Source organism: Lelliottia sp. CFBP8978, from assembly GCF_034046055.2.
In the GTDB taxonomy this organism is placed as follows: Bacteria; Pseudomonadota; Gammaproteobacteria; order Enterobacterales; family Enterobacteriaceae; genus Enterobacter.
Genome location: NZ_CM188253.1, coordinates 457,501 through 480,888 on the forward strand (window position 1 = coordinate 457,501; position 23,388 = coordinate 480,888).

Sequence of the window (23,388 nt, forward strand, 5' to 3'; positions counted from 1 at the left end):
TTTCTGATGACCAACCGTCTGGTGTTGTCCGGTACCGTGTGCAGGAACCCCCTTCGTAAGGTCAGCCCATCAGGAATTCCTCATTGCCAGTTCGTGCTTGAGCATCGTTCTGTGCAGGAGGAAGCCGGTTTTCACCGGCAGGCGTGGTGCCAAATGCCCGTTATTATTAGCGGACACGAAAACCAGGCCATTACTCACAGTATAACGGTCGGCAGTGCAGTCACCGTTCAGGGGTTCATTTCTTGCCACAAGGCAAAGAACGGCCTGAGCAAAATGGTTCTGCATGCCGAGCAGATTGATTTGATAGATTCTGGAGACTAGCCATATGGCACGTTATTTCCGTCGTCGCAAGTTCTGCCGTTTCACCGCGGAAGGCGTTCAAGAGATCGACTATAAAGATATCGCAACGCTGAAAAACTACATCACCGAAAGCGGTAAGATTGTCCCAAGCCGTATCACCGGTACTCGTGCAAAATACCAGCGTCAGCTGGCTCGCGCTATCAAACGCGCTCGCTACCTGTCCCTGCTGCCGTACACTGATCGTCATCAGTAATCGGGCACGGTCCATTAATACGACTTTAAGAGGATAAGGTAATGCAAGTTATTCTGCTTGATAAAGTAGCAAACCTGGGCAGCCTGGGTGATCAGGTTAACGTTAAAGCGGGTTACGCACGTAACTTCCTGGTTCCACAGGGTAAAGCTGTTCCAGCTACTAAGAAAAACGTTGAGTTTTTCGAAACACGTCGTGCTGAACTGGAAGCCAAACTGGCTGACGTTCTGGCGGCTGCTAACGCTCGTGCTGAAGCAATCAATGCACTGGGCACCGTTACCATCGCGTCTAAATCTGGCGACGAAGGTAAACTGTTCGGTTCTATCGGTACTCGCGACATCGCTGACGCTGTAACTGCAGCTGGCGTTGAAGTGGCTAAGAGCGAAGTTCGCATGCCGAACGGCGTTCTGCGTACCACTGGTGAGCACGAAGTGGACTTCCAGGTTCACAGCGAAGTGTTCGCTAAACTGGTTGTTAACGTTGTAGCTGAGTAATTTTTTACTCTGTTAGCGTTTGAAGCGCCGGCCTTGTGCCGGCGTTTTGTTTTTTAGCCCTACCCAAAATGGTCTATCTCTTCTTGTATGGTAGATATTCCTGGCGCATTCTCTGATAATAAATTGAAACGCAATTTTATCTTTGAGATTTGCCATGGACTCCGCTCTGCCTACGCCCGTATTTGCCCGTAAAAAAGTCGCTTATGCTTGCGCCACGCTGTGTTGTTTGCTGTGGGGAAGCTCCTATCCGGCAATAAAAAGTGGCTACGAACTCTTCCAGATAGCGACTGACGATATCCCCTCCAAAGTGGTTTTCGCGGGTTATCGTTTTCTTTTCGCCGGCCTTTTACTGCTGCTGTTCGCACTGGCGCAGCGTAAACCCATTGCCAGACTGACTCCCCGCCAGTTTGGGCAACTGACGCTGCTGGGCCTGACCCAAACGTCAATTCAGTATGTTTTCTTCTATGTGGGGCTCGCATACACGACAGGCGTGAAAGGCTCGATCATGAATGCGACCGGGACCTTCTTTAGCGTCCTGTTGGCGCACTTTATCTATCAGAACGACAGGCTCAGCTATAACAAAACGCTGGGCTGTATTCTGGGTTTTGCCGGCGTGATGCTGGTGAACGTTAACAGCGGCTTGATGGATTTTACGTTTGTCTGGAACGGCGATGGTTTTGTGGTGCTGGCCGCCTTTATCCTCTCCGCCGCCACGCTGTATGGAAAGCGGATCTCTCAGACGGTGGACCCGACGGTGATGACCGGCTGGCAGCTGGCGATTGGAGGGATGGTGTTGATGGCAGGAGGTTACACCACAGGCGGAACGCTGGAAGTGCACAGCATGGCTGCCGTTGCGATTCTGGGCTATCTGACGCTGCTTTCGTCCGTGGCCTTTGCACTCTGGAGCGTGCTGCTGAAAGTTAACCGCGTCAGTATGATTGCCCCGTTCAACTTTGTGGTTCCCGTCGCCGGTACAGTGCTGTCTGCAATTTTCCTTGGCGAAAATATTATGGATATCAAATACGCCATTGCGCTGGTGCTGGTATGTTCGGGGATTTGGTGGGTGAACAAAGTCGGCAAAAAAGCCCGGTAAGCGCTATCGCCACCGGGCAATGGGTTATCTCACACGCAGAAAACTGCCGTCAGGCTGGCGCATAAACAGCACCTGCTGATTATTTCCGGTATCAATCGTCAGGCCGGTCACCACGCCGTTGGCGTTCTGGCGAATCTGCACGACCTGGCCATTTTGCAGATTACTCAGGGGTTTTCCTGCGCCTTCTACCTGTGCCATCGCATAGACATCGGTCGCTGGCAGATTATGGTCACGGAACAGCTGCGCCAGCGTTTTGCCAGGCTCTACGCGATAAGAGCGCCACTGCTGCTCAATACCGGTTGGCTGTTGGGCTTGCGACTGGACAGGCGCGGCGGCTTGCTCCTGCGGCTGTTCTTCCTGAACAGGCTCAGGAGAAACGGGGGCCACCTGGCCGGGATCGTTTGACGGCGTGACCAGCTGCGTTGGCATGGACTGCTGATCGGGCTGAGGCCGCGACTGCGACTGCATATCCAGCTGCGCATTACGGCTGACAGGCTGGGTATCTGTGTCATCGCCAGAAGGAAGCAGAAAGCCGACCACGACCAGCAGGGCTGCAATAATGATGCCTCTGCGATGCAGGGGCGGCAGCGGATCCATGATGCGAAAATGGTCTGGCGCGTGCCAGATTTTCGCCAGGGTAGGTTTCAGTTCAAATCGCCCGGGCATGGCTCTCCTCCTGCTCCGCGTCATTTTTCCCGCTATCATTCCGGCCGGTACAGGGGCTTTCCGCGCTCAATTCAGTCACGTACCTGAGGAGCCTCGGTGTGGTCGCCTGCCTGAAACCGGTATGGTCTGGGGTAATCATATCCTGTCCTGATAAGTATAGTTCGCTAACTGCCTGAATGGTGTAGCAAAGCAGGCTTCCATGACAGACGTTTGGGAATAATCCTGATTGTCCCTATTGTTTCTTTTTCGCCGCAGTTTGTCATCTTTACTTACGACAAAGTTTTACCCATAAGGGCGTGGCTGATATGCTGCCCGCTACTTTAAATGTGATGGAAGGAAAACCCATGACCACCCCGACTTTTGACACTATCGAAGCGCAGGCAAGCTACGGTATCGGTTTGCAGGTAGGACAGCAGCTGAGCGAATCCGGCCTGGAAGGACTGTTACCGGAGGCACTGGTGGCGGGTATCGCTGATGCGCTGGAAGGCAAGCAGCCGGCCGTTCCGGTTGACGTCGTGCACCGCGCACTGCGTGAAATCCACGAGCGTGCAGATGCCGTTCGTCGCGAGCGTTTTGAAGAGATGGCTGCCGAAGGCGTGAAATATCTCGAAGAAAACCGCGAGAAAGAGGGTGTGAACAGCACCGAATCTGGCCTGCAGTTCCGCGTGATCACCCAGGGCGAAGGCGCAATCCCGGCCCGTACCAACCACGTTCGCGTGCACTACACCGGTAAACTGATCGACGGTACCGTGTTCGACAGCTCCGTTGCTCGTGGCGAACCTGCAGAATTCCCGGTAAACGGTGTGATCCCAGGCTGGATCGAAGCGCTGACGCTGATGCCGGTTGGCTCTAAATGGGAACTGACTATCCCGCAAAATCTGGCCTATGGCGAGCGTGGCGCTGGCGCGTCCATCCCGCCATTCAGCACCCTGGTGTTTGAAGTCGAGCTGCTGGAAATCCTGTAATCGACGCGCTTTTTTCCTCTCCCTCGCGGGAGGGGAAAAGAGTGATAAAACCTATAGTTACGCCGATATCAACATTTTATCTTGCAAACGAACGAGTTGCGTGTATTTTTGTGAGCTGTTTCGCGTTGTATGAGTGATATGACACTCACTTTAAACATATTATTAACATAATATCTATTTCATAGTATTCATCCCGCCGATTCTTACCTACTATCGATGAGTCTTTTACAGGCATCGTCGTTTTTTGACGTTAATAAGGGCCAGAAGAGCCTAAACAACACAGACAGGTACAACAGGAAAATATCACATGGTAGATCAGGTAAAAGTCGAAGCCGAAGCTGAGGCTTCGTCTGAACAGTCGCTACGGCGCAATCTCACAAACCGTCATATTCAGCTAATCGCCATCGGCGGTGCCATTGGTACCGGGCTGTTTATGGGGTCAGGCAAAACCATCAGTCTTGCCGGGCCGTCGATCATTTTTGTCTATATGATCATCGGTTTTATGCTCTTTTTCGTGATGCGTGCAATGGGGGAGTTGCTGCTCTCGAATCTCGAATACAAATCCTTTAGCGATTTTGCCTCCGACCTGCTCGGGCCGTGGGCGGGCTATTTTACCGGCTGGACCTACTGGTTCTGCTGGGTGGTGACCGGTATGGCGGACGTCGTCGCGATTACCGCATACGCTCAATTCTGGTTCCCCGGGCTGTCAGACTGGGTGGCGTCCCTTGCGGTGATCGTCCTGCTGCTGAGCCTCAACCTCGCCACGGTGAAAATGTTCGGTGAGATGGAGTTCTGGTTCGCGATGATCAAAATCGTCGCGATAGTAGGGCTTATCGTGGTCGGTCTGGTCATGGTGTTGACCCACTTCCAGTCGCCGACGGGCGTCGAAGCGTCATTCACCCACCTGTGGAATGACGGAGGCTGGTTCCCGAAAGGGCTGAGCGGCTTCTTTGCTGGCTTCCAGATTGCGGTCTTCGCGTTCGTGGGTATTGAGCTGGTGGGGACGACGGCTGCGGAGACCAAAGATCCGGAGAAATCCCTGCCGCGCGCCATTAACTCGATTCCCATCCGCATCATTATGTTTTACGTCTTCGCGCTGATCGTCATTATGTCCGTGACGCCGTGGAGCTCGGTCGTTGCTACCAAAAGCCCGTTTGTTGAGCTGTTTGTACTGGTGGGGCTGCCCGCTGCGGCGAGCCTGATTAACTTCGTGGTGCTGACCTCTGCGGCCTCTTCGGCGAACAGCGGCGTCTTCTCTACCAGCCGTATGCTGTTTGGTCTGGCGCAGGAAGGGGTGGCCCCGAGCGCCTTCGCTAAGCTCTCTAAACGTGCCGTACCGGCGAAAGGGCTGACCTTCTCCTGTATCTGCCTGCTGGGCGGGGTGGTGATGCTTTACGTCAACCCGAGCGTCATTGGCGCGTTCACGATGATCACCACGGTGTCCGCCATTCTGTTTATGTTTGTCTGGACCATTATCCTCTGCTCGTACCTGGTGTACCGCAAACAGCGTCCACAGCTGCATGAGAAATCCATCTACAAGATGCCGCTGGGCAAATTGATGTGCTGGGTCTGCATGGCGTTCTTTGTGTTCGTCCTGGTGCTGCTGACGCTGGAAGACGACACCCGTCAGGCGCTGATGGTCACGCCGCTGTGGTTTATCGCTCTGGGGTTGGGCTGGTTGTTCATTGGTAAGAAACGCATGGCTGGCATGCGTTAATAAAAAAAGGCCACAGCGTGTGTGGCCGAAATTCGGACTTCAGGAAGGCGCTCTCGGGCGCCTTTTTTTATTCACCTGCGAGGGCACGCGGGAACAACACATTGTTTTCCAGGCTGATGTGTTCCATCAGATCGTCGATTAGCTCGTTAATGCCGTTATACATCGCTTTCCAGGTGGTGCAAGCGTCTGGCGGCGGGGTGACGTTGTCAGTCGTGTGTTTGATCACTTCCAGCAGTTCTCCCGCATCATCGTGTTCACTTTCCATCACGCTTATTGGCCCCATGGCCTGACTGCCCATACCCTGTTTGATCATCGGGAACAGGATCTGCTCTTCTTTCATCATGTGGCTGGAGAGTTCCTGATGCAGCATGGTCAGATACTTGGCCAGACCGCGCGGGACGGAAGCTTTATCGGCATGCACACGCTCGACTTTGGTGGCCTGCAAAATCAGCTCTGGCAGCTGTTCGCGGTGGCGGTCGTGGTAACGCACAATGATGTGGTCAATGATTTCAGCCAGCGCCACGCTGCGCCAGTCTTTCTCTATCGGCTGCTCGGCCAGCTGCGCCAGCTCTGCTTCAATCGCGTCAACGTCCAGCTCCTTACGCAGAGCCGCACGCGCCAGCGTCTGCTTACCACCGCAGCAGTAATCCATATCGTATTTACGAAACAGCGCGGATGCGCGCGGAATGGAGAGCGCGAGCTCGCCAAGGGGTTGGTCGCGATAGGCCATAACAGTTACCTCATCATTAATAATATAAGATGTATTTTAAATGCATCTTTAAGGTGGCGCTATAACCCTTTAGTGGCAGCGGTGAAAATGAGAGGTGTGTCACAATTATTTTGCGCGTTTAACGTGCTGAATGGCTTTAAAAAATTCAGAAAATGAGGGCTTTACGCGCGGTTTCGCGTTAAACAACCCCGCGCGTCTGCCGATAGATACACGTCAGACAATATCCTGCATATAACAAAGGTTACGCATGTTTAAACGTATAAAAGTCATCACTCTCTTGATTTCGGTGCTGCTGGTGCTCGGCGCGATGCAACTGATCTCGGCGGGTGTGTTCATTAACGCTCTTAATAACGACAAAGATAACTTCACCGTCTCTCAACTCTCCAGCCAGAACGTCGCGGAATTTACGGATGCCTGGATAAGCCTCAACCAGGCGCGTGTCACGCTGAACCGCGGCATGCTTCGTCTGCAAAGCAGCGTCGCGAGCCAGATTAACGGCGGCCAGTTAAATGAACTGGTCGCAACCGCCAAAAATCTGCTGGCTGACGCGCAGGGCCATTACGATAAATATTACGCGTTGCCGGAAACCCCGGGAATGGACGAAAACCTGTCGAAACAGCTTGAGGAACAGTATCGCATTTACGCGTCGACGCTGACGCAAATGAACGCCTTGCTGGCGCAGGGCAATCTGGAAGATATGTTCAAACAGAATGCCGAGCAAAAGCAGACTAGGATGCAGAAAGTGTATCGTGAATGGCGTGAAGCGCAGGCGAAGCTGACCAACCGGGGTATCCAGGATAACGAAAGCGACTACAAACGTATTCTGTGGATCCTCTCCACCATTATGGTGGTGGTGGTCGGTGTGATTATCGCCAGCTGGATTGCGATGCGTCGCGTACTGCTGCAGCCGTTGCATGAGGTCATTAGCCATATCCGCGCGATTGCGGCAGGCGATCTGACTCAGCCCATCGAGGCCCACGGCAAAAACGAAATGGCCGTGCTGACGCGTAACGTGCAGGAGATGCAAACGGCGCTGGCAAACACGGTGGGTGTGGTTCGTGAAGGGGCTGACACCATTTATACCGGTGCCGGTGAAATCTCCGCAGGCAGTAACGACCTCTCTTCTCGTACCGAGCAGCAGGCCGCTTCCCTGGAAGAGACCGCGGCAAGCATGGAGCAGTTGACGGCGACCGTGAAGCAAAACGCGGACAATGCCCGCCAGGCTTCCCGTCTGGCTCTGGATGCCTCCACCACGGCGAAGAAAGGCGGCAGCGTGGTTGAAGGTGTTGTACGCACCATGGACGACATTGCTACCAGCTCCAGCAAAATCGCGCAGATCACCAATGTGATCGACGGTATTGCCTTCCAGACCAATATCCTTGCGCTTAACGCGGCGGTAGAAGCGGCGCGTGCGGGCGAGCAGGGGCGTGGTTTTGCCGTCGTCGCGGGTGAAGTCCGCACGCTGGCACAGCGCAGTGCTCAGGCGGCGAAAGAGATCAAAGCGCTGATCGATGATTCCGGCGAACGCGTTAACGCGGGTTCACAGCTGGTGAATCAGGCGGGTAGCACCATGGCTGAAATTGTAAGTGCTGTCACACGCGTGACCGACATTATGGGCGAAATCGCTTCTGCCTCTGATGAGCAGAGCCGCGGGATTGATCAGGTCGGCCAGGCAGTGGCGGAGATGGACCGCGTCACGCAGCAGAACGCCTCGCTGGTGGAAGAGTCAGCCGCCGCAGCGGCAGCGCTGGAAGATCAGGCCGCTCGTCTGAACGAAGCGGTCGCGGTGTTTAAAATCACCCGTGGTCAGGCGGTAAAAGCCGCGCCCATCAAAACCTATACGCCGAAAGCCAAACCGGCGGCGGCAGTGACAGAAGCCAACTGGGAAACGTTTTAAATCATACCGGATGGCGCTGAAGACCGTGTAGCCTGCGATTTGCAGCACCCGGCTTGCGCAGCGCCACCGGGCGTAGGCTTATGATTCAGAAACCGGAATCACCGTGGGTTTTTCCGGTTTCGCTTTTACGGCGACCACCACTCCCACCACCAGCAGTGCAATACCGCTAAGGGTTAATAATGGTGGCACGCTCTGGCGCATCAGGAAGGTGTAGAGCAGTCCGGCCAGCGTTTCGAACACGATCAGCGGGCCTAAAATCACCGTCGGCAATTTTTGGCTGGCAATATTCCAGCACAGCGCCCCCACCCATGAACACAAAACGGCAATTGCAATCATCAGGCCGACGAACAGCCACGGGCGCGGGCCAAACGGCAGGGCAAAGTCCGGCTGCTGTGTTCCCAGCCAGCCGCAGGCCGCCACATAGCCCATCAATGACACCGGTAGCGTCACCAGCGCCTGCGCGGTGGCCCACATCATCGGATGTTTATCCGGATTTTCCCGCAGCCAGCGGGCGTTACGCAGGGCATACCACGCCCAGCAAATCACCGAAATAAATGCCAGCACAATACCCGAGCCATAACGCCAGCCGCTCAAATCGCCCATCCCGTGACGTAACTCGGCAATGTTCACACAGGCCAGTCCCAGCGCGATACAGACCAGCGCAGGCACCATTCTGGCCCACGCCAGCTTGCCGTCACGATGGCTATAGAGCAGATTGGCGAACACCGGGATCACCACCGGTAACGTCCCGATAATCATGGTGGAGACGGGCGCGCCGGTGCGCTGAATGGCGCTTGCCAGACAGACGTAATAAATCAGATTGCCCATCATGGTCAGTGCCAGCGCCGTTATCCAGTCCTGGCGGCTAAGCTGACGCAGGCGAGCGCGCCCCATCCACGCCAGCGGCAGGGCGATCAGCCCCAGAGCCAGATAACGTCCCATCGACTGCAATACCGCCGGATATTCCGGCACAATCAACGGGCCGACAAAAATCAGCCCCCACATCAAACCCGCCAGCAGGGCATACAACACGCCGCTAATCATTTTGCCATCCACGTCAGAGAAACTTGCGCGCAGTGTAGAGCGACCGCCGCCGGGAATATTGTATGAGATTGCGCATCAGCGCCTGGCGACCTGTTTCTGGTAGCGAACCGGGGTAATACCGTAGCGATGGGTGAACGCGCGGGTCAGATGCGATTGATCGGTCAGGCCGGTTGCGGCCGCGACTTCAGCGGCGGGCATGCCGTGAGTGAGAAAGGCTTTGGCGCGCCACAGGCGGATCGCCATCAGCATCTGATGCGGGGTCACGTGAAAATGGGCTTTGAACTGGCGCTGAAAATGATACGGACTCAGCGATACCACACGGGCCAGCTCATCCAGCGTGACCGGGCGCATGTAGTTATCATGCAGATAATCGCGCGCCCGCTCGAAGCGATGCGCCCCTTCCTGAACAACCGGCGCATGGCGGGCCAGCGGCTGGAAAGTGTCAATCAGATCCAACAGCAACCCTTTTTGTGCCAGCGGATCGTCGGTGTGCCACAGGCCATAAATCAGCTGACAGATCTGCTGCGAGCGCTGCGGATCGTGGCGCGTGACGTCGCTAAACCACCAGTGGCGTATGCCGGTGACCTCTTCCAACAGATCGGGGTCGAGATAAACCATCCGGTAGCGCCAGCCGTCATCCGTCGCGGCCTCGCCGGTGTGCAGCTCGTCCGGGTTCATGGTCACCACGGAATGCACGGGCGCGACGTACTGCGTGCCGCGATAGCGAAAGCGTTCGGCTCCGGCTTCTATCGCGCCGATCCCGAAGGCTTCGTGGGTGTGAGGCTCAAAGGCGTAGCGGGAGATATGCGCGTGATACAGTTCGACACCGGGCACTTGCGCCAGATGGCGAAAGCGCGCGCTGTCTCTCTCATCAATGAACTGTTCTGGTACGCCTTGCACGGTGAGCCTCCTCATGGGTCATTCTTCATTATCAGAGATGACCCGGGGGGATGCCACAAAAATTAACCGATTGTTAACAGTTACAGAATGGCTTTGATGCTCTCGGCCAGCGGCGTGGTCGGGCGACCAATCAGTTTGCTTAAGGTACGGCTATCGTCGAACAGACCGCCCTTCGAGGCCCCGGTATCGGAGTCCGCCAGCATATCGGCCAGTCCTGCCGGTAAGCCCACGCCTTTCAGCGCGGCGGCAAAATCGTCTTCGCTGAGGTTCTGATATGTCACCGGTTTTCCGCTCTGTTTGCTCAGCCCGGCGGCCAGCTCGCTCAGGGTCCAGGCGCTGTCGCCAGCCAGTTCATACACATTCCCGGCATGGCCCTCTTCGGCAATCACTTTTGCTGCCGCGGCGGCGTAATCGGCGCGAGTGGCGGACGCAATTTTCCCTTCGCCTGCTGCGCCGATAAACACGCCGTGCTCCAGCGCCGGAGGCGCACTCGCCAGATAGTTTTCGGTATACCAGCCGTTACGCAGCAGGGCATAGGGAATGCCGGATTCTGCCAGCGCTTGCTCGGTGGCGACATGTTCCACGTGCAGGCCGAGCGGAGACTTATCCGCATGGAGCAGACTGGTGTAGGCGATAAATTTCACACCTGCGGCTTTCGCGGCGTCGATCACGTTCTGATGCTGCGTGGCACGCTGGCCAACTTCGCTGGATGAAATCAACAGCAGCCTCTCCACGCCGCTCAGTGCAGCGGTGAATGCCGCCCGATCGGTGTAATCCGCCTGGCGAACGCTAATTCCTTGTTTGCTCAGCGCTTCGGCTTTGGCCGGGTTACGCACGATGGCCACAATCTGGCTGACGGGAACGGTTTGCAAAAGCTGTTCGATAACAAGCTGGCCCAGTTGGCCGGTAGCGCCGGTGAGTGCAATCATGGGAAATCTCCTTCGTCTTTGTCTGGTGTTGAAGCACACTAGCACCATAGCTAACTTTTAGTAAGTACGTACAAAAAGGTAAGTGTGAAATCAGCGTCAACGACGTTTCTTTACAGCACGGTGCGTTTTTTGCCGCTAAGATAAGCCCCTGAATTTTGTTGAGGCATTTATGATCTCCCGTCAGCGTAAAGCTTTTCTTCTTGTCGCTCTGGCATGTCTGGTGGTGCTTGTGTGCACCACGCAGCGCATGGCGGGGCTGCACGCGCTGGTCATGAACGCCTCTTCCGTGGCTCAGCAGACGGTAGAGCAAACGGGTGACAGCGATGCCCCGATCACGCCCTGTGAGTTGAGCGCTAAATCGCTGCTGGCGACACCGCCTATCATGTTCGAAGGCGCGCTGTTTGCCATCATGCTGGTGCTGGCGGTGCTGGCCGCCGTACCGCCTCGCCCGGTGCGCCGCTGGCCGCCTCGCGTCATTTCTCCGCCCCGATTGCGGGTGCATCTGCGACTCTGCGTATTCCGTGAATGAGTGATTGCCTGCTAATTCAGGTTAATCAATTATTTATGGAGAAAATAAATGTATGCACTTTTAAGGCAGCTTCTGCTCTGCCTGTTCTGGCTATGGCTGCCCGTCAGTCAGGCCGCCGACAGCGGCTGGCTACGCGCCGCGGATAACGATCATGCCAGCGTTCGCCTGCGGGCAGACGCACAGCAAGGACGCGACACGCGCCTGCTGCTGGACGTGACACTGGAAAAAGGCTGGAAAACCTACTGGCGTTCACCGGGAGAAGGCGGGATCGCGCCGGAGATCAACTGGAAAACTCCGCTGGAAATGAACTGGCGCTGGCCAGTGCCGCAGCGCTTTGAGGTGGCGGGCATCACCACTCAGGGCTACGACGGCAGCGTGTCGTTTCCGATAACCTTAAGCGGCCCATTGCCAGAGAAACTGGCGGGTATTCTGACGCTCTCCACCTGCAGCAACGTCTGCATCCTGACCGACTATCCCTTTACGCTGGATCTCCGCGAGCCAGCCGATCCGCATTTCAGCTACGATTTCAGCCGCGCAATGGGCACGTTGCCGCTCAAGAAAGGGCTAACTTCGCAGTTGAGTGCCGGTTTCGCGGCAGAAAAATTGACCGTCACAGCGACCCGCGAGGCGGGCTGGCAAAAGCCCGAGCTGTTTATCGACACCCTGGCCGACACGGATTTTGGCAAGCCGGTTTACCGGATTGACGGCCAGACCCTGACCGCGACGCTGCCGGTCAGCGACGGCTGGGGCGACGCCGCACCGGATCTGCGGGGTAAAACGCTGTCGCTGGTGCTCGCCGACAGCGGTCAGGCGCAGGAAAGCCGGGTGACGGTGGGCGAAGCCCGCGCCAGCGATGCGACGTTTTCCCTGGGCTGGATTTTGCTGATGGCGCTGGCGGGTGGGCTGATCCTCAACGTCATGCCGTGCGTGCTGCCGGTGCTGGCGATGAAACTGGGCAGTATTGTGCAGACCTCACCGACTCACCGGCGTAGCGTTCGCCAGCAGTTTGTGGCTTCGGCCGCCGGGATTGTGACCTCATTCCTCGCCCTGGCGCTGATGATGACCGTGCTGCGCCTCAGCAATCAGGCGCTCGGCTGGGGTATCCAGTTCCAGAACCCGTGGTTTATTGGCGTGATGCTGCTGGTGATGGTGGGCTTTAGCGCCAGTCTGCTGGGCCTGTTTGAAATCAGGCTCTCCTCCGGCGTCTCTACTTTTCTCGCCACGCGCGGTGGCAAGGGTCTGGTTGGTCATTTTTGCCAGGGGGCGTTTGCGACGCTACTGGCAACCCCGTGCACCGCGCCGTTCCTCGGCACGGCGGTTTCGGTAGCGCTGGTTGCCCCGTTGTCGCTGCTGTGGGGGATATTGCTGGTGATGGGGATCGGCATGAGTCTGCCGTGGCTGCTGATTGCCGCCTGGCCGGGTCTGGCGCTGCGCCTGCCGCGCCCGGGGCGCTGGATGAATATCGTGCGGATTATTCTGGGGCTGATGATGCTCGGTTCCGCGCTGTGGCTTGCCAGCCTGCTGTCCGTCCACATCGGGCAAATCCCGACGCGGATGTTGAGCGCGTTTCTCGTCACTGGATTGTGGCTCGCCATGCTGTGGCGCTGGGGATGGCGGACTGCGTGGGTCAGTACGGCGGCAGTGATAGTGGTGCTGGCAATCGCCTTTGCGCTGTTACGTTCCGGCGGTGCAGGGCTGGCGAAGGATCGCATCGTCTGGCAGTCGCTCAGCGAACAGGCCATCGCCGACGCGCTGGCGAACAACAAACGCGTCTTCGTCGATGTCACCGCTGACTGGTGCGTGACCTGCAAAGCGAATAAATACAACGTGCTGCTACGCGACGATGTGCAAAAAGCCCTCAGCGAGCCGGATGTTGTGGCCCTGCGCGGCGACTGGAGCCGTCCGTCCGCGACGATTAGCCAGTTCCTCCACGCGCGTCAGAGTGCCGCCGTCCCCTTCAACCAAATTTATGGCCCCGGACTGGAGCAAGGCCGCATATTGCCGCCGCTGCTGGATCGTGACGATCTCCTTCAGACCCTGAATAACGCCAAAGGAAAATAACGATGCGTATCTTAACTATGATCATGCTGCTATGCGTTTCGGCCCTCAGCTTTGCCGCTGAACCCGAGCTGGAAAATTTGCTCTGGAACGATGCCAGTACACCGTCGATGGGGGCCGAAAAACCGCGCCTGACGCTGGTGTCGTTTACCGATTACAACTGCCCGTACTGCAAACAGTTTGACCCGGAGCTTGAGAAGATTGTGCATAAATTTCCGGAGGTCAAACTGGTGGTGAAACTGCTGCCGTTTCGCAGCGAAAGCTCGGCCCATTCTGCGCGGATCGCCCTGACGGCGTGGCGACAGCAGCCTCAGCAGTATTGGGCGCTGCACCAGCGGCTGATGTCGAAGAAAGGCTATCATGACGACGCGTCTGTCCTGGCCGCACAGCAGAAAACGGGCACAGGCGCCATTAAGGCAGATGAGAAAAGCGGCGAAACGTTGCAGATGAATTTGATTCTGGCTCAGGTGCTGGGCGTGCAAGGCACTCCCGCGACGCTGGTCGGGAAGACCATGGTGGCGGGTGCGATTCCTTACGACGAGCTGGAGGCGCTGGTGAAGCAAGAGCTGGCGAATCCGGATGCGCAGTAAATACGCACGCTGGCTGCGTGAAGGCCTCGTATGGCTGCTGATAGCGCTGGCTGCCGTTCTGGTCATGGATCAGTTCCGCAAACCCGCGCTGCCGCCGACATTCATCAGCACAGCGTTGCAAACGCTGGACGGCGAATCGGTTGATCTGGCGCAGCGGAGCGACGATCGACCGCTGGTGGTGTATGTCTGGGCCACCTGGTGCGGCGTGTGTCGATACACCACGCCGTCGGTGGCGAAGATGGCTGAGGATGGGCAAAACGTGATCACCGTTGCCTTGCGTTCAGGTGATGACGCCGCGCTGAACCGATGGCTGGCGAAAAAGCACTACGCGATGCCGACGGTTAACGATCCTCAGGGCCAGCTCGCGCGACGCTGGCAGGTGCAGGTTACCCCCACGGTGATGATCGTCTCCCGAGGAGAAGTCAAATCCATCACCACGGGTTACACCAGCGGCTGGGGCATAAAGCTGCGGTTATGGTGGGCGGGTTTGTAAGGAAAACGGCCTGCCGAACGGCAGGTCTCTCCTCTTATCGCTTCCGTGTTTGTCGATTTTTGTGGCACACTATCAGCATTACTAACTTAAAGTAAGTACGTAAAAAAAGGTAAGTATGAAAACGACTATCCCAACGCTCAGCGAGCAAATGCGCGACGGCAATCTTTTTGCCGAGCAATGTCCCTCCCGCGAGGTACTCAAGCATGTGACCAGCCGCTGGGGCGTGTTGATTCTGGTCGCGCTGCGTCAGGGAACGCACCGTTTCAGCGATCTGCGGCGTAAAATGGGCGGCGTCAGCGAAAAGATGCTGGCCCAGTCGCTGCAGGCGCTGGAGATGGACGGGTTTGTGAATCGTCTCTCTTATCCGGTGGTGCCACCGCACGTTGAGTACAGCCTGACGCCGCTTGGCGTGGAGGTGAGTGAGAAAGTCGCCGCGCTGGCGGACTGGATCGAAGTGAATACGCCGCAGGTTCTCACCCATCGGGAAGAACGTGCGGCGTAGTGGTCTGAACTTACTTGCTCAAATCTAGCTGGTAAATGGCGAAGCCGATGTCATCGGTTCCGGCTTTGCTCATCGGATACTGTGCTTTGTCTTTAATAAACGCCGCCGCTTTGTCAGACGGTGACGTCTCAAAACGGATATCCCGTTTGTTGTCGCTGTGAATCGGGGCCAGACGCCAGTTATTGTCCGCCGCCGGATGGATCGCGCCATCCTTTTTCGACTGTTCGCCAATCCACGCCGCCAGCACCGAGCGGTTCTCGTCCGGTGATGCGAACGCGATATGGCTATCGCCGGTTCCAGCGAATTTGCCGCCATACGCGCGGTAGTTATTGGTGGCAACCAGGAACACCGCATTCGGGTCGATCGGCTTACCGTTAAAGGTCAGATCCTTGATGCGTTCTGCCGTCGGGTTAATGGTCTGGCATTCACCGTCATATTTCGCCGGCTGCGAGACGTCAATCTGATAATTCACGCCGTCAATGACGTCAAAGTTGTAGGTGCGGAAACCGTCCCAGTTGATCAGCGACTGCGGTTTGCTGCTATGAACGTCGATCTGGTTAAACTGACCGGCGGAGCACTCCAGCCACTCTTTCACCTCTTTGCCCGTCGCTTTCACCACGACCAGAGTATTTGGATAAAGGTAAAGATCCGCCGCGTTGCGGAAGGTGAGCTGACCTTTTTCCACTTCAACGTAGCTGGCCGGATCGTTTTTACGCCCGCCGACTTTGAACGGCGCCGCCGCAGAGAGCACCGGCAGTTTTGCCAGGTCCGGATCGCCCTGAATAAAGCGCTCAACGTAGGCTTTTTGCGCCATATTCACCACCTGAACAGTGGGATCGTCCTGCACCAGCGCCAGGTAGCTGTACATATTGTCGGAGGATTTCCCGACCGGCTTACTGACAAATTCGCGGGTTGCATCGTGATCGTGCTTGAGCACGTTCAGAATGTTTTTATCCTCCGCTGCCAGCGATTTTTTTGCTGCCGCATCGTAAATCGGACGGGCTTCGGCTTTCGACTGCGTGACCTGCCACTTTCCGCCATCATTGCTTAGCACCAGGTCCACGACGCCAAGATGGTCGCCCCACATGCCAGGCATCACCGACGGCACGCCGTTCAGCGTCCCTTTTTCGATGTCTGCGCCTTTAATGCTGGCGAAATCTTTGCCCGGGAAGACCGCGTGCGCGTGGCCAAACAGAATGGCGTCAACGCCCGGCACTTCGCTGAGATAGTAGACAGAGTTTTCGGCCATCGCCTGGTACGGATCGGCCGACAGCCCGGAGTGCGCGACCACCACGACCAGATCCGCCCCTTTCTCACGCATCTCCGGCACATGCTTGCGTGCGGTTTCGGTGATGTCGTTGACGGTCACTTTGCCCGAGAGATTCGCTTTATCCCAGGTCATGATCTGCGGCGGCACAAAACCGATATAGCCAATTTTGAGCGTCTGCTTTTTACCGTCCTGATCCACGACCTCTGTCTCTTTGATCAGATACGGTGTAAATAGCGGTTTTTTGGTCTTAACGTCGATGATATTGGCGTTAACGTACGGGAACTTCGCCCCGGCGAGGGCCATGTGAAGGTAGTCCAGACCGTAGTTAAACTCGTGGTTGCCGAGGTTACCGACGGCGTAGTCCAGGGTATTCAGCGCTTTATACACCGGGTGAATGTCACCTTTTTTCAGCCCTTTTGCCGCCATGTAATCGCCCAGCGGGCTACCCTGAATCAGGTCGCCGTTATCGACCAGTACGCTGTTTTTCACCTCACCGCGCGCGGCATTGATCAGACTGGCCGTGCGGACCAGTCCGAACTTTTCTGTCGGGGTATCTTTGTAGTAATCGAAATCCATCATGTTGCTGTGCAGGTCGGTTGTTTCCAGAATGCGAAGATCGACCGTCGCTGCCTGCACGCTCGCGGCAATCAGCGTTGCCAGGAGCGTTGCGCTAAACTTAATCATCAGAGGAGTCCTTTTTACGATCCAAGCCACAAAAGAATATGTATGTATATTTTGTTGCTTACAGAAATGTGAATCCTGCCAGAAAAAAGCGCCGTGAAACCAGAATTGCTTCACAGATAGCGGAATTGTTTACAATACGATATAACTAAAACAATAAGTTATGACCACTGCGATAACAAAGAGGTGGAGAATGTTAGATAAAATTTGTCAGCTTGCACGGGATGCGGGTGATGCCATTATGCAAGTGTACGAGGGCGCAAAGCCGATGGACGTCGTCAGCAAAGCGGATGACTCCCCGGTCACCGCCGCGGATATTGCGGCGCATGATGTGATCCTCAAAGGATTACTGGCGTTGACGCCGGATATCCCCATGCTCTCAGAAGAAGCTCCGCAGAGCTGGGATGTGCGTCAGCACTGGCAGCGCTACTGGCTGGTCGATCCGCTGGATGGCACCAAGGAGTTTATTAAGCGTAACGGCGAGTTTACCGTCAATATTGCCTTGATTGAGAAAGGCAAGCCGGTGCTGGGCGTGGTTTACGCCCCGGTGCTGAATGTCATGTACAGCGCCGCAGAGGGCAAGGCGTGGAAAGAAGAAAATGGCGTGCGTAAGTCGATCCAGGTGCGTGATGCCCGCCCGCCGCTGGTGGTGATCAGCCGCTCGCACAGCGATACGGAATTGCAGGAATATCTGCATCAGATCGGTGAACACCAAACCACGTCGGTAGGCTCATCGCTGAAATTCTGCCTGGTGGCGGAAGGGCAAGCGCAGCTTTATCCGCGCTTTGGGCCGACCAACGTCTGGGACACGGCTGCCGGCCACGCCGTGGCGGCTGCAGCCGGCGCACACGTTCACGACTGGCAGGGCAAGCCGCTGGACTACACCCCGCGCGAGTCGTTCCTGAATCCGGGCTTCAGAGTCTCGCTTTATTGACCGAGCGATTTATGCAGCAGGGCGATAACCTGCTGCACCTCTTCCTGGGTCAGCGCCCCGTCTTTTGCCCACAGAACGCGGCCATCTTTATCCAGGACCACCACCGCGGAACTCTCTTCCTCCAGCTGCCAGGCTTTACGCGTCACGCCATCGCTGTCGACAATAATTTGTGACCAAGGGTAGAGCTTTTTATTGCTCTCCAGGCTGCTGCGCACAAACATGCCTGAGCCCGGGATCGCATCATCGGTGTTAACAATCGTGGTGGTCTGGTAGCGGTCATGAGGCAATTTTGCGGACTTAATCGCTTCTACCAGCGAGGCATTTTTCTCTTTTGCAGACGTTCGACCGGCAATATGTTGCACCACTCGCACTTTCCCTGCGAGCTGCGCGCTATTCCAGGGTTTGTAGCTAAACTTATCATTGTCGAGAATCAATTCTCCCCGATCGGCGACACCGACTGGCGGCAGACGTTGTCCTGTTTCAATGTTATGTGCAAAGGCCGTCAGCGGCAGAATCAGGCAGGCTGCGGCGAGGATGGTACGAAGGGTCATGGTGTTTCCTTATTGTTTGCAGGTGATCCGACCACTTGGTCTTACGCTTTAATCATAAGTGCGATCAATTCGCTTTTCCCGCAATCCGAATGCCAGTTTGCGGGTGACCGCACATATCCTGCAAAAAACGAGGGCTTATCCTGCATTCGGTAACGCTCTGCAAAGAATGTTCTGAATAATTGTAATCAAACGGTAAATAAACTTATGCACACTGGGTATCAATGTTTTTCTGGTCTATAGTCATTGAGCAATAAAATTTGCGCTCTGGACAGTCGGCCCGATTGTGGCGCCGCAAGGGCGTGTGATTCGCAGGAGATACAAGAATGAAAATTTTCCAACGCTACAACCCGCTTCAGGTGGCGAAGTACGTGAAGATCCTGTTCCGAGGACGGTTGTACATCAAGGATGTTGGCGCTTTCGAATTTGATAAGGGTAAAATTCTTATCCCGAAAGTGAAGGACAAACAGCACTATTCTGTGATGTCCGAAGTCAACCGCCAGGTTATGCGTCTGCAAACTGAGATGGCTTAACCAACGTGCTATGCAGTAGTTAACGAAGTATAAAAAAACGGCTCCCACTGGGAGCCGTTGATGTTTGTGGCGCTTACGTCGATGGACTCTCTTCCGCGTCAGGCAGCTTAGGCACCAGCACCGTCGGTTTGTTATCAATTCGCGTGACCAGCAGCTGGTCGATACGATAGTTGTCGATATCCACGACCTCAAACTTATAGCCAGAGAACTTCACCGAGTCGGTACGTTTCGGGATTTTACGCAGCATAAACATCATAAAGCCGCCAATGGTCTCGTAGTTGCCGGACTGCGGGAATTCATCAATATCCAGCACGCGCATCACATCTTCGATTGGCGTACCGCCGTCAACCAGCCATGAGTTCTCATCGCGCGCCACAATCTGTTCTTCCAGGCCCTGACCAACCAGATCGCCCATCAGAGTAGTCATTACGTCGTTAAGGGTGATGATGCCCACAACCAGCGCGTATTCGTTCATGATCACCGCGAAATCTTCGCCCGCCGTTTTGAAACTTTCCAGCGCTTCGGAGAGCGTCAGGGTGTCCGGCACAATCAGGGTATTGCGGATCATGACGCCGCTGTTCAGCGCCAGGCTTTGATTGGCCAGAACGCGGTTCAGCAGGTCTTTGGAGTCAACGTAACCAATGATGTGGTCGATATCTTCGTTACACACCAGGAACTTGGAGTGGGGATGCTCGGCCACTTTGTTTTTCAGGCTCTGTTCATCTTCGTGCAGATCGAACCAAATCACGTTTTCGCGTCCGGTCATGGATGACGGCACGGTACGGGATTCGAGTTCAAACACGTTCTCGATCAGCTCATGTTCCTGTTTACGCAGCACGCCCGCCAGCGCACCCGCTTCAAACACCGCGTAGATATCGTCGGAAGTAATGTCGTCCTTGCGTACCATCGGCAGTTTGAAGAGACGGAAAATGGTGTTTGCCAGACCGTTGAAGAACCAGACCAGCGGACGGAACACGTACAGGCAGAAGCGCATCGGGTTGATGATACGCAAAGCGACAGCTTCTGGCGCAATCATACCGATGCGTTTCGGAGTTAAATCCGCAAACAGAATGAACATACCTGTGACCAGCGAGAAGGAGAGGATAAAACTCAGCTGCTCGGACAGTTCAGGCGAGAAGTAGCGTGAGAACAGGCTATAAAATGCAGGAGAGAAGGCCGCATCACCCACGATACCGCCCAGAATGGCGACCGCGTTCAGACCAATTTGCACCACGGTAAAGAACATACCGGGGTTTTCCTGCATCTTCAGGATGCGTTGTGCATTGAGGTTGCCATCATCGGCAAGCAGTTTAAGTTTGATCTTTCGGGAGGCGGCCAGCGAAATCTCTGATATCGAGAAAAATGCACTGACGGCAATAAGGCAAAGTATTACTAAAATACTGTTTAACATAGTTTATCCGGCTTCTCGCCAGATCCTCGGAAGGGAAGTTGATTTCGTTTGTGTGAAGACACATAGAACATCGGCTCGTAGCGTTGAGCTGATTATTTCAGCGGGTAGTATAGCGTAAACGTGTGTAAATCCGCCAGAGGTCACATTTTTGTCGGAAAGGGGTGAAAATGAGCATACGGGCAGCTGCGATCAGCCGCCCGCCCGCAGCTTAAGAAAGCGTCACGCTGGCAACCGGCCCCCGGTTGGCATTTCCTCCCCAGACCTGGTCATACTCATAGCCGGTGAGCTGTTTGATCACGACCCGCGTTTTGTCATCGCAGTCGCGATAATCGCCGCCCAGCTTGCGGCGGGCGATCTCTTTCAGCAACAGTTTATGCGTGTCGCGCGTCAGCTTGAATTTATACGTGGCGATAAAGCTCACCGCCAGCAGGGCCGAGGTGGCGAAGAGCATCAGCCCGATAATGGCGTACAGCGCCATTTCAGGCTGCGCGCCGCTGCCTTTCACGAATCCGGACTCCTGCAACACTACGCCTATCAGCATGATCGCAATCGCCACGGTGCTCTTGCGCGTCAGCACCATGACGCCGGCAAAAATCCCCTCCCGCCGTTGCTGAGTGACCATTTCGTCGATATCGGGAATAAAGCTGTAGATATTCCACGGGATGTAATACAGACCGGAACGTGCCGCGCCCAGCAGAATAAAGACCGCCGAAAACAGCAGAGCGGGAACCTGAGTGTGGGTGTAATACATCGCGAACAGAAACATCAGTACGAAAAATATACATCCGTAGGACAATCGCAGCGCAGCCGACGGGGAGATATTAAGCCGGTTTAACAGCAGCATAAATCCGTAGGTCCCCGGCACCGAGGCAAAAGCAGCAATACTTAACCAGCCGGATACCGCCGCAGCATCCTGATTCAGACAATACACCACGTAATAAGTAAAGACTGAACCGAACACGTCCATGGCGGTGAACGAGAAAATATAGATGATAATGTGCAGGCGGAAGGCGCGAATATGAAAGGCTGAAAAAAGATCCACAACCAGATATTTCAGGTGATTGAGTAAACCGCTACTGCGGTGGTTATCAATTTTGAAATCGGACTCCTGATGCACATCTTTTGCCTCCCAGGTGGTGCGCCAGGTGACAAAGACGGCGAGACAAAAGACCAACGAGAAAATCATTCCCGTGAGGGTGTAGGTAAACGAATTGTCTTTACCGGTAAATTGCATAATGACGCCCGGCACGAAGACCGCAAGAAATCCCCCCAGCTGGGAGCAGATCATTCTTACTCCGGATAAGCGGCTGCGCTCTTCATAGCGGTTGGTCATTTCTGCCGCCAGCGTCTCCCATGGCACCAGTACCATTGCCGACAATAATTCAATGGAAAGATAGGTCCCTAAATAATACCAGTAGCCCATGTCAGTCACCCACAGCAGGGCATATAAAAACATCAGCGGTGAACTTAATAATAAAAAGAAGCGGCGGCGGCCAAATTTACGCCCCAGCCAGGTGTTACCAAAATTATCAGTGATATAACCCATGATCGGGCTCAATACGGCGTCAATAACCCGCGCAATGGCAAAAATCGAGCCCGCTTCCAGAACGCTGAGTCCGCAATAAGTGGTGTAAAAAAATAAAAGCCAGGTGCCAATAATGGCGAAAGCACCTCCGCCAAACAGATCGGTTATACCGTAGCCGAGCGCCACGCCATAGCCAACCCTACGTTCAGTTGGTTTGACCATAATGTTTTTTCCAGGTGTAGAGTCACTATTAACCAGACGGTGCTGGTCGTTTTTTATTTACTGCTGGAATACAAAGAACGTACTAACGATTAATATCGATCCACTGTCTTATCTGAGATGAACGATAAATAGCCTCCACAATCTTGAGTGATTTTCCGGCTTCGTGAATATCGATGTAATTCGCTTTTCCGGGATGGTGTAGGGCGGTGTAAAAGCTGCTGATGGCATGCTGATGACCCTGTCCCCAGTAGCTTTTCGCTATACCGTCGGGGGAGGCGTCGCTCACCAGTTTGGTCCGCTCACCGTTGCGAATTCGCCACAGCGCGTTATCGCACAGCTGGAGCGTGGAATTTTCACAATGGATCTCCAGCAATAAAGGGGAATCGGTTGTGTGGCAGTTGCTGGCGTAAAACAGCCCACGCGCGCCGTTGGTGAAATGCAGCGTGGCCATCGCGCTGTCTTCGGCTTCGGTCAACTCTGCCAGCTCGCCGCAATCGACAACGCCTTTCAGCCGCGTTACGCCGCCGGCAAACCACTGCATCAGATCGAGGGTGTGAATGGCCTGATTGATCAACAAACTCCCGCCCTCGGTTGCAAAACGTCCGCGCCACGGGCTTTGGGTGTAATAGCTCCCGGCGCGCGACCAGGTCAGTACCGCTTTGATGCTCAGCATCGTGCCGGATGAACCGTCAGCCAGCTCATGTCGGATGCGCTGGCTGGTGGGGTTGAGTCGGTTCTGATAGCACACGCCGAGTTTTCCCGACGCGTTTTCCACGGCTTCGTTAATCTCTGCGACGTCGCTTCCGCTCATACCGACCGGTTTTTCGCAGAAAACATGCTTACCCGCTGCGAGTGCCGCCAGGATCATCTTTTTATGCTCGAAGTGCGGCGTACAGATGTGGACCACGTCGATCTCTTCATCCAGCAGCATTTCCCGGTAATCCTGATAAAAGCGACAGTGGTAGGTCATCGCCAGCTTCAAACCGGCTTCGCTGTCGATATCCACCAGCGCACGCAGCGTCACGCCGGGCATCTGGCGAAGGGCATTCACGTGACAGCGGTGGATCGCACCGCCGCCGATAATGGCCGCATTCAGCATTTTCATCT

Annotated in this window: 24 protein-coding genes; 14 read left to right on the forward strand and 10 right to left on the reverse strand. The window is 55.4% G+C overall.

Translation table 11 applies throughout. The annotated features are described in order from the left end of the window. Nucleotides 1-6 precede the first annotated feature (6 nt). The 4 genes from priB to SOM82_RS02155 all read left to right on the forward strand — a co-directional run bounded on the left by priB (nucleotide 7) and on the right by SOM82_RS02155 (nucleotide 2,137). Nucleotides 7-321, forward strand: coding sequence for a primosomal replication protein N (priB, locus tag SOM82_RS02140; protein ID WP_154126959.1), 315 nt, complete (start codon nucleotides 7-9; stop codon nucleotides 319-321). A gap of 4 nt (nucleotides 322-325) precedes the next feature. Further along, the gene (gene rpsR / locus SOM82_RS02145; protein WP_000135199.1) at nucleotides 326-553 is read left to right on the forward strand and encodes a 30S ribosomal protein S18; all 228 of its coding nucleotides are present in this window, start codon (nucleotides 326-328) and stop codon (nucleotides 551-553) included. Between the two features lie 41 nt (nucleotides 554-594). Then, on the forward strand, nucleotides 595-1,044 hold the full coding sequence (gene rplI, locus SOM82_RS02150) for a 50S ribosomal protein L9 (RefSeq protein WP_095280502.1): 450 nt from the start codon (nucleotides 595-597) through the stop codon (nucleotides 1,042-1,044). A gap of 154 nt (nucleotides 1,045-1,198) precedes the next feature. Further along, nucleotides 1,199-2,137, forward strand: coding sequence for a DMT family transporter (locus tag SOM82_RS02155; protein ID WP_320460754.1), 939 nt, complete (start codon nucleotides 1,199-1,201; stop codon nucleotides 2,135-2,137). A 24-nt stretch (nucleotides 2,138-2,161) separates the two neighbouring features. On the opposite strand, the gene SOM82_RS02160 is transcribed toward SOM82_RS02155, so the two are convergent. After that, nucleotides 2,162-2,803 (reverse strand): OapA family protein, encoded by a 642-nt coding sequence (locus SOM82_RS02160; protein ID WP_154126961.1) that lies wholly within the window; start codon nucleotides 2,801-2,803, stop codon nucleotides 2,162-2,164. A gap of 344 nt (nucleotides 2,804-3,147) precedes the next feature. Here SOM82_RS02160 and bamJ point away from each other — a divergent pair, with 344 nt between their 5' ends. Further along, the gene (gene bamJ / locus SOM82_RS02165) at nucleotides 3,148-3,768 is read left to right on the forward strand and encodes a BamJ family beta-barrel-assembly machinery protein (protein WP_320460755.1); all 621 of its coding nucleotides are present in this window, start codon (nucleotides 3,148-3,150) and stop codon (nucleotides 3,766-3,768) included. A 307-nt stretch (nucleotides 3,769-4,075) separates the two neighbouring features. Then, nucleotides 4,076-5,485 carry a D-serine/D-alanine/glycine transporter gene (cycA, locus tag SOM82_RS02170; protein ID WP_154126963.1) on the forward strand — a complete coding sequence of 470 codons (1,410 nt, stop codon included), beginning with the start codon at nucleotides 4,076-4,078 and terminating at the stop codon, nucleotides 5,483-5,485. Nucleotides 5,486-5,552: 67 nt separating this feature from the next. Here the strand turns inward: cycA and ytfE are convergent, their stop codons facing one another. Then, a complete protein-coding gene (ytfE, locus tag SOM82_RS02175) occupies nucleotides 5,553-6,215 on the reverse strand; it encodes an iron-sulfur cluster repair protein YtfE (protein WP_320460756.1) in 663 nt (220 codons plus the stop codon). A 247-nt stretch (nucleotides 6,216-6,462) separates the two neighbouring features. On the opposite strand from ytfE, the gene SOM82_RS02180 reads away from it, so the two are divergent. Continuing rightward, nucleotides 6,463-8,112: a methyl-accepting chemotaxis protein gene (locus tag SOM82_RS02180; RefSeq protein ID WP_320460757.1), complete on the forward strand. Its 1,650-nt coding sequence runs from the start codon at nucleotides 6,463-6,465 to the stop codon at nucleotides 8,110-8,112. 78 nt (nucleotides 8,113-8,190) lie between these two features. On the opposite strand, the gene SOM82_RS02185 is transcribed toward SOM82_RS02180, so the two are convergent. The 3 genes from SOM82_RS02185 to SOM82_RS02195 all read right to left on the reverse strand — a co-directional run bounded on the left by SOM82_RS02185 (nucleotide 8,191) and on the right by SOM82_RS02195 (nucleotide 10,985). Next, nucleotides 8,191-9,156 carry a DMT family transporter gene (locus tag SOM82_RS02185; RefSeq protein ID WP_320460758.1) on the reverse strand — a complete coding sequence of 322 codons (966 nt, stop codon included), beginning with the start codon at nucleotides 9,154-9,156 and terminating at the stop codon, nucleotides 8,191-8,193. A 75-nt stretch (nucleotides 9,157-9,231) separates the two neighbouring features. Next, nucleotides 9,232-10,056, reverse strand: a complete 825-nt coding sequence (locus SOM82_RS02190) for an AraC family transcriptional regulator (protein WP_320460759.1) — start codon at nucleotides 10,054-10,056, stop codon at nucleotides 9,232-9,234. 80 nt (nucleotides 10,057-10,136) lie between these two features. Beyond that, nucleotides 10,137-10,985, reverse strand: coding sequence for an SDR family oxidoreductase (locus tag SOM82_RS02195; protein ID WP_320460760.1), 849 nt, complete (start codon nucleotides 10,983-10,985; stop codon nucleotides 10,137-10,139). A gap of 169 nt (nucleotides 10,986-11,154) precedes the next feature. Here SOM82_RS02195 and SOM82_RS02200 point away from each other — a divergent pair, with 169 nt between their 5' ends. The 5 genes from SOM82_RS02200 (at nucleotide 11,155) to SOM82_RS02220 (ending at nucleotide 15,157) form a co-directional block, all read left to right on the forward strand. Continuing rightward, nucleotides 11,155-11,514, forward strand: coding sequence for a copper resistance protein (locus tag SOM82_RS02200; RefSeq protein ID WP_320460761.1), 360 nt, complete (start codon nucleotides 11,155-11,157; stop codon nucleotides 11,512-11,514). 48 nt (nucleotides 11,515-11,562) lie between these two features. Further along, a complete protein-coding gene (locus SOM82_RS02205) occupies nucleotides 11,563-13,575 on the forward strand; it encodes a protein-disulfide reductase DsbD family protein (RefSeq protein ID WP_320460762.1) in 2,013 nt (670 codons plus the stop codon). Between the two features lie 2 nt (nucleotides 13,576-13,577). After that, on the forward strand, nucleotides 13,578-14,162 hold the full coding sequence (locus SOM82_RS02210) for a DsbA family protein (RefSeq protein WP_320460763.1): 585 nt from the start codon (nucleotides 13,578-13,580) through the stop codon (nucleotides 14,160-14,162). After that, nucleotides 14,152-14,655, forward strand: a complete 504-nt coding sequence (locus SOM82_RS02215) for a protein disulfide oxidoreductase (protein WP_320460764.1) — start codon at nucleotides 14,152-14,154, stop codon at nucleotides 14,653-14,655. Before SOM82_RS02210 ends, SOM82_RS02215 begins: the two co-directional genes overlap by 11 nt. A gap of 115 nt (nucleotides 14,656-14,770) precedes the next feature. Beyond that, nucleotides 14,771-15,157 (forward strand): winged helix-turn-helix transcriptional regulator, encoded by a 387-nt coding sequence (locus SOM82_RS02220; protein ID WP_154126972.1) that lies wholly within the window; start codon nucleotides 14,771-14,773, stop codon nucleotides 15,155-15,157. A gap of 10 nt (nucleotides 15,158-15,167) precedes the next feature. Here the strand turns inward: SOM82_RS02220 and SOM82_RS02225 are convergent, their stop codons facing one another. Further along, a complete protein-coding gene (locus tag SOM82_RS02225; protein WP_320460765.1) occupies nucleotides 15,168-17,111 on the reverse strand; it encodes a bifunctional 2',3'-cyclic-nucleotide 2'-phosphodiesterase/3'-nucleotidase in 1,944 nt (647 codons plus the stop codon). A gap of 190 nt (nucleotides 17,112-17,301) precedes the next feature. Here SOM82_RS02225 and cysQ point away from each other — a divergent pair, with 190 nt between their 5' ends. Beyond that, nucleotides 17,302-18,042, forward strand: a complete 741-nt coding sequence (gene cysQ, locus SOM82_RS02230; protein ID WP_320460766.1) for a 3'(2'),5'-bisphosphate nucleotidase CysQ — start codon at nucleotides 17,302-17,304, stop codon at nucleotides 18,040-18,042. On the opposite strand, the gene SOM82_RS02235 is transcribed toward cysQ, so the two are convergent. Beyond that, nucleotides 18,036-18,593 (reverse strand): YtfJ family protein, encoded by a 558-nt coding sequence (locus tag SOM82_RS02235; protein ID WP_320460767.1) that lies wholly within the window; start codon nucleotides 18,591-18,593, stop codon nucleotides 18,036-18,038. The genes cysQ and SOM82_RS02235 overlap by 7 nt on opposite strands. Nucleotides 18,594-18,916: 323 nt before the next feature. Here SOM82_RS02235 and SOM82_RS02240 point away from each other — a divergent pair, with 323 nt between their 5' ends. Continuing rightward, nucleotides 18,917-19,123, forward strand: coding sequence for a DUF1107 domain-containing protein (locus tag SOM82_RS02240; protein WP_012015808.1), 207 nt, complete (start codon nucleotides 18,917-18,919; stop codon nucleotides 19,121-19,123). A 73-nt stretch (nucleotides 19,124-19,196) separates the two neighbouring features. On the opposite strand, the gene paeA is transcribed toward SOM82_RS02240, so the two are convergent. The 3 genes from paeA to SOM82_RS02255 all read right to left on the reverse strand — a co-directional run bounded on the left by paeA (nucleotide 19,197) and on the right by SOM82_RS02255 (nucleotide 23,386). Beyond that, nucleotides 19,197-20,534 (reverse strand): polyamine export protein PaeA, encoded by a 1,338-nt coding sequence (paeA, locus tag SOM82_RS02245; protein ID WP_154126976.1) that lies wholly within the window; start codon nucleotides 20,532-20,534, stop codon nucleotides 19,197-19,199. A gap of 208 nt (nucleotides 20,535-20,742) precedes the next feature. Further along, the gene (locus SOM82_RS02250) at nucleotides 20,743-22,281 is read right to left on the reverse strand and encodes an MFS transporter (RefSeq protein WP_320460768.1); all 1,539 of its coding nucleotides are present in this window, start codon (nucleotides 22,279-22,281) and stop codon (nucleotides 20,743-20,745) included. Nucleotides 22,282-22,363: 82 nt separating this feature from the next. Further along, nucleotides 22,364-23,386: a Gfo/Idh/MocA family protein gene (locus SOM82_RS02255; RefSeq protein ID WP_320460769.1), complete on the reverse strand. Its 1,023-nt coding sequence runs from the start codon at nucleotides 23,384-23,386 to the stop codon at nucleotides 22,364-22,366. Nucleotides 23,387-23,388 lie beyond the last annotated feature (2 nt).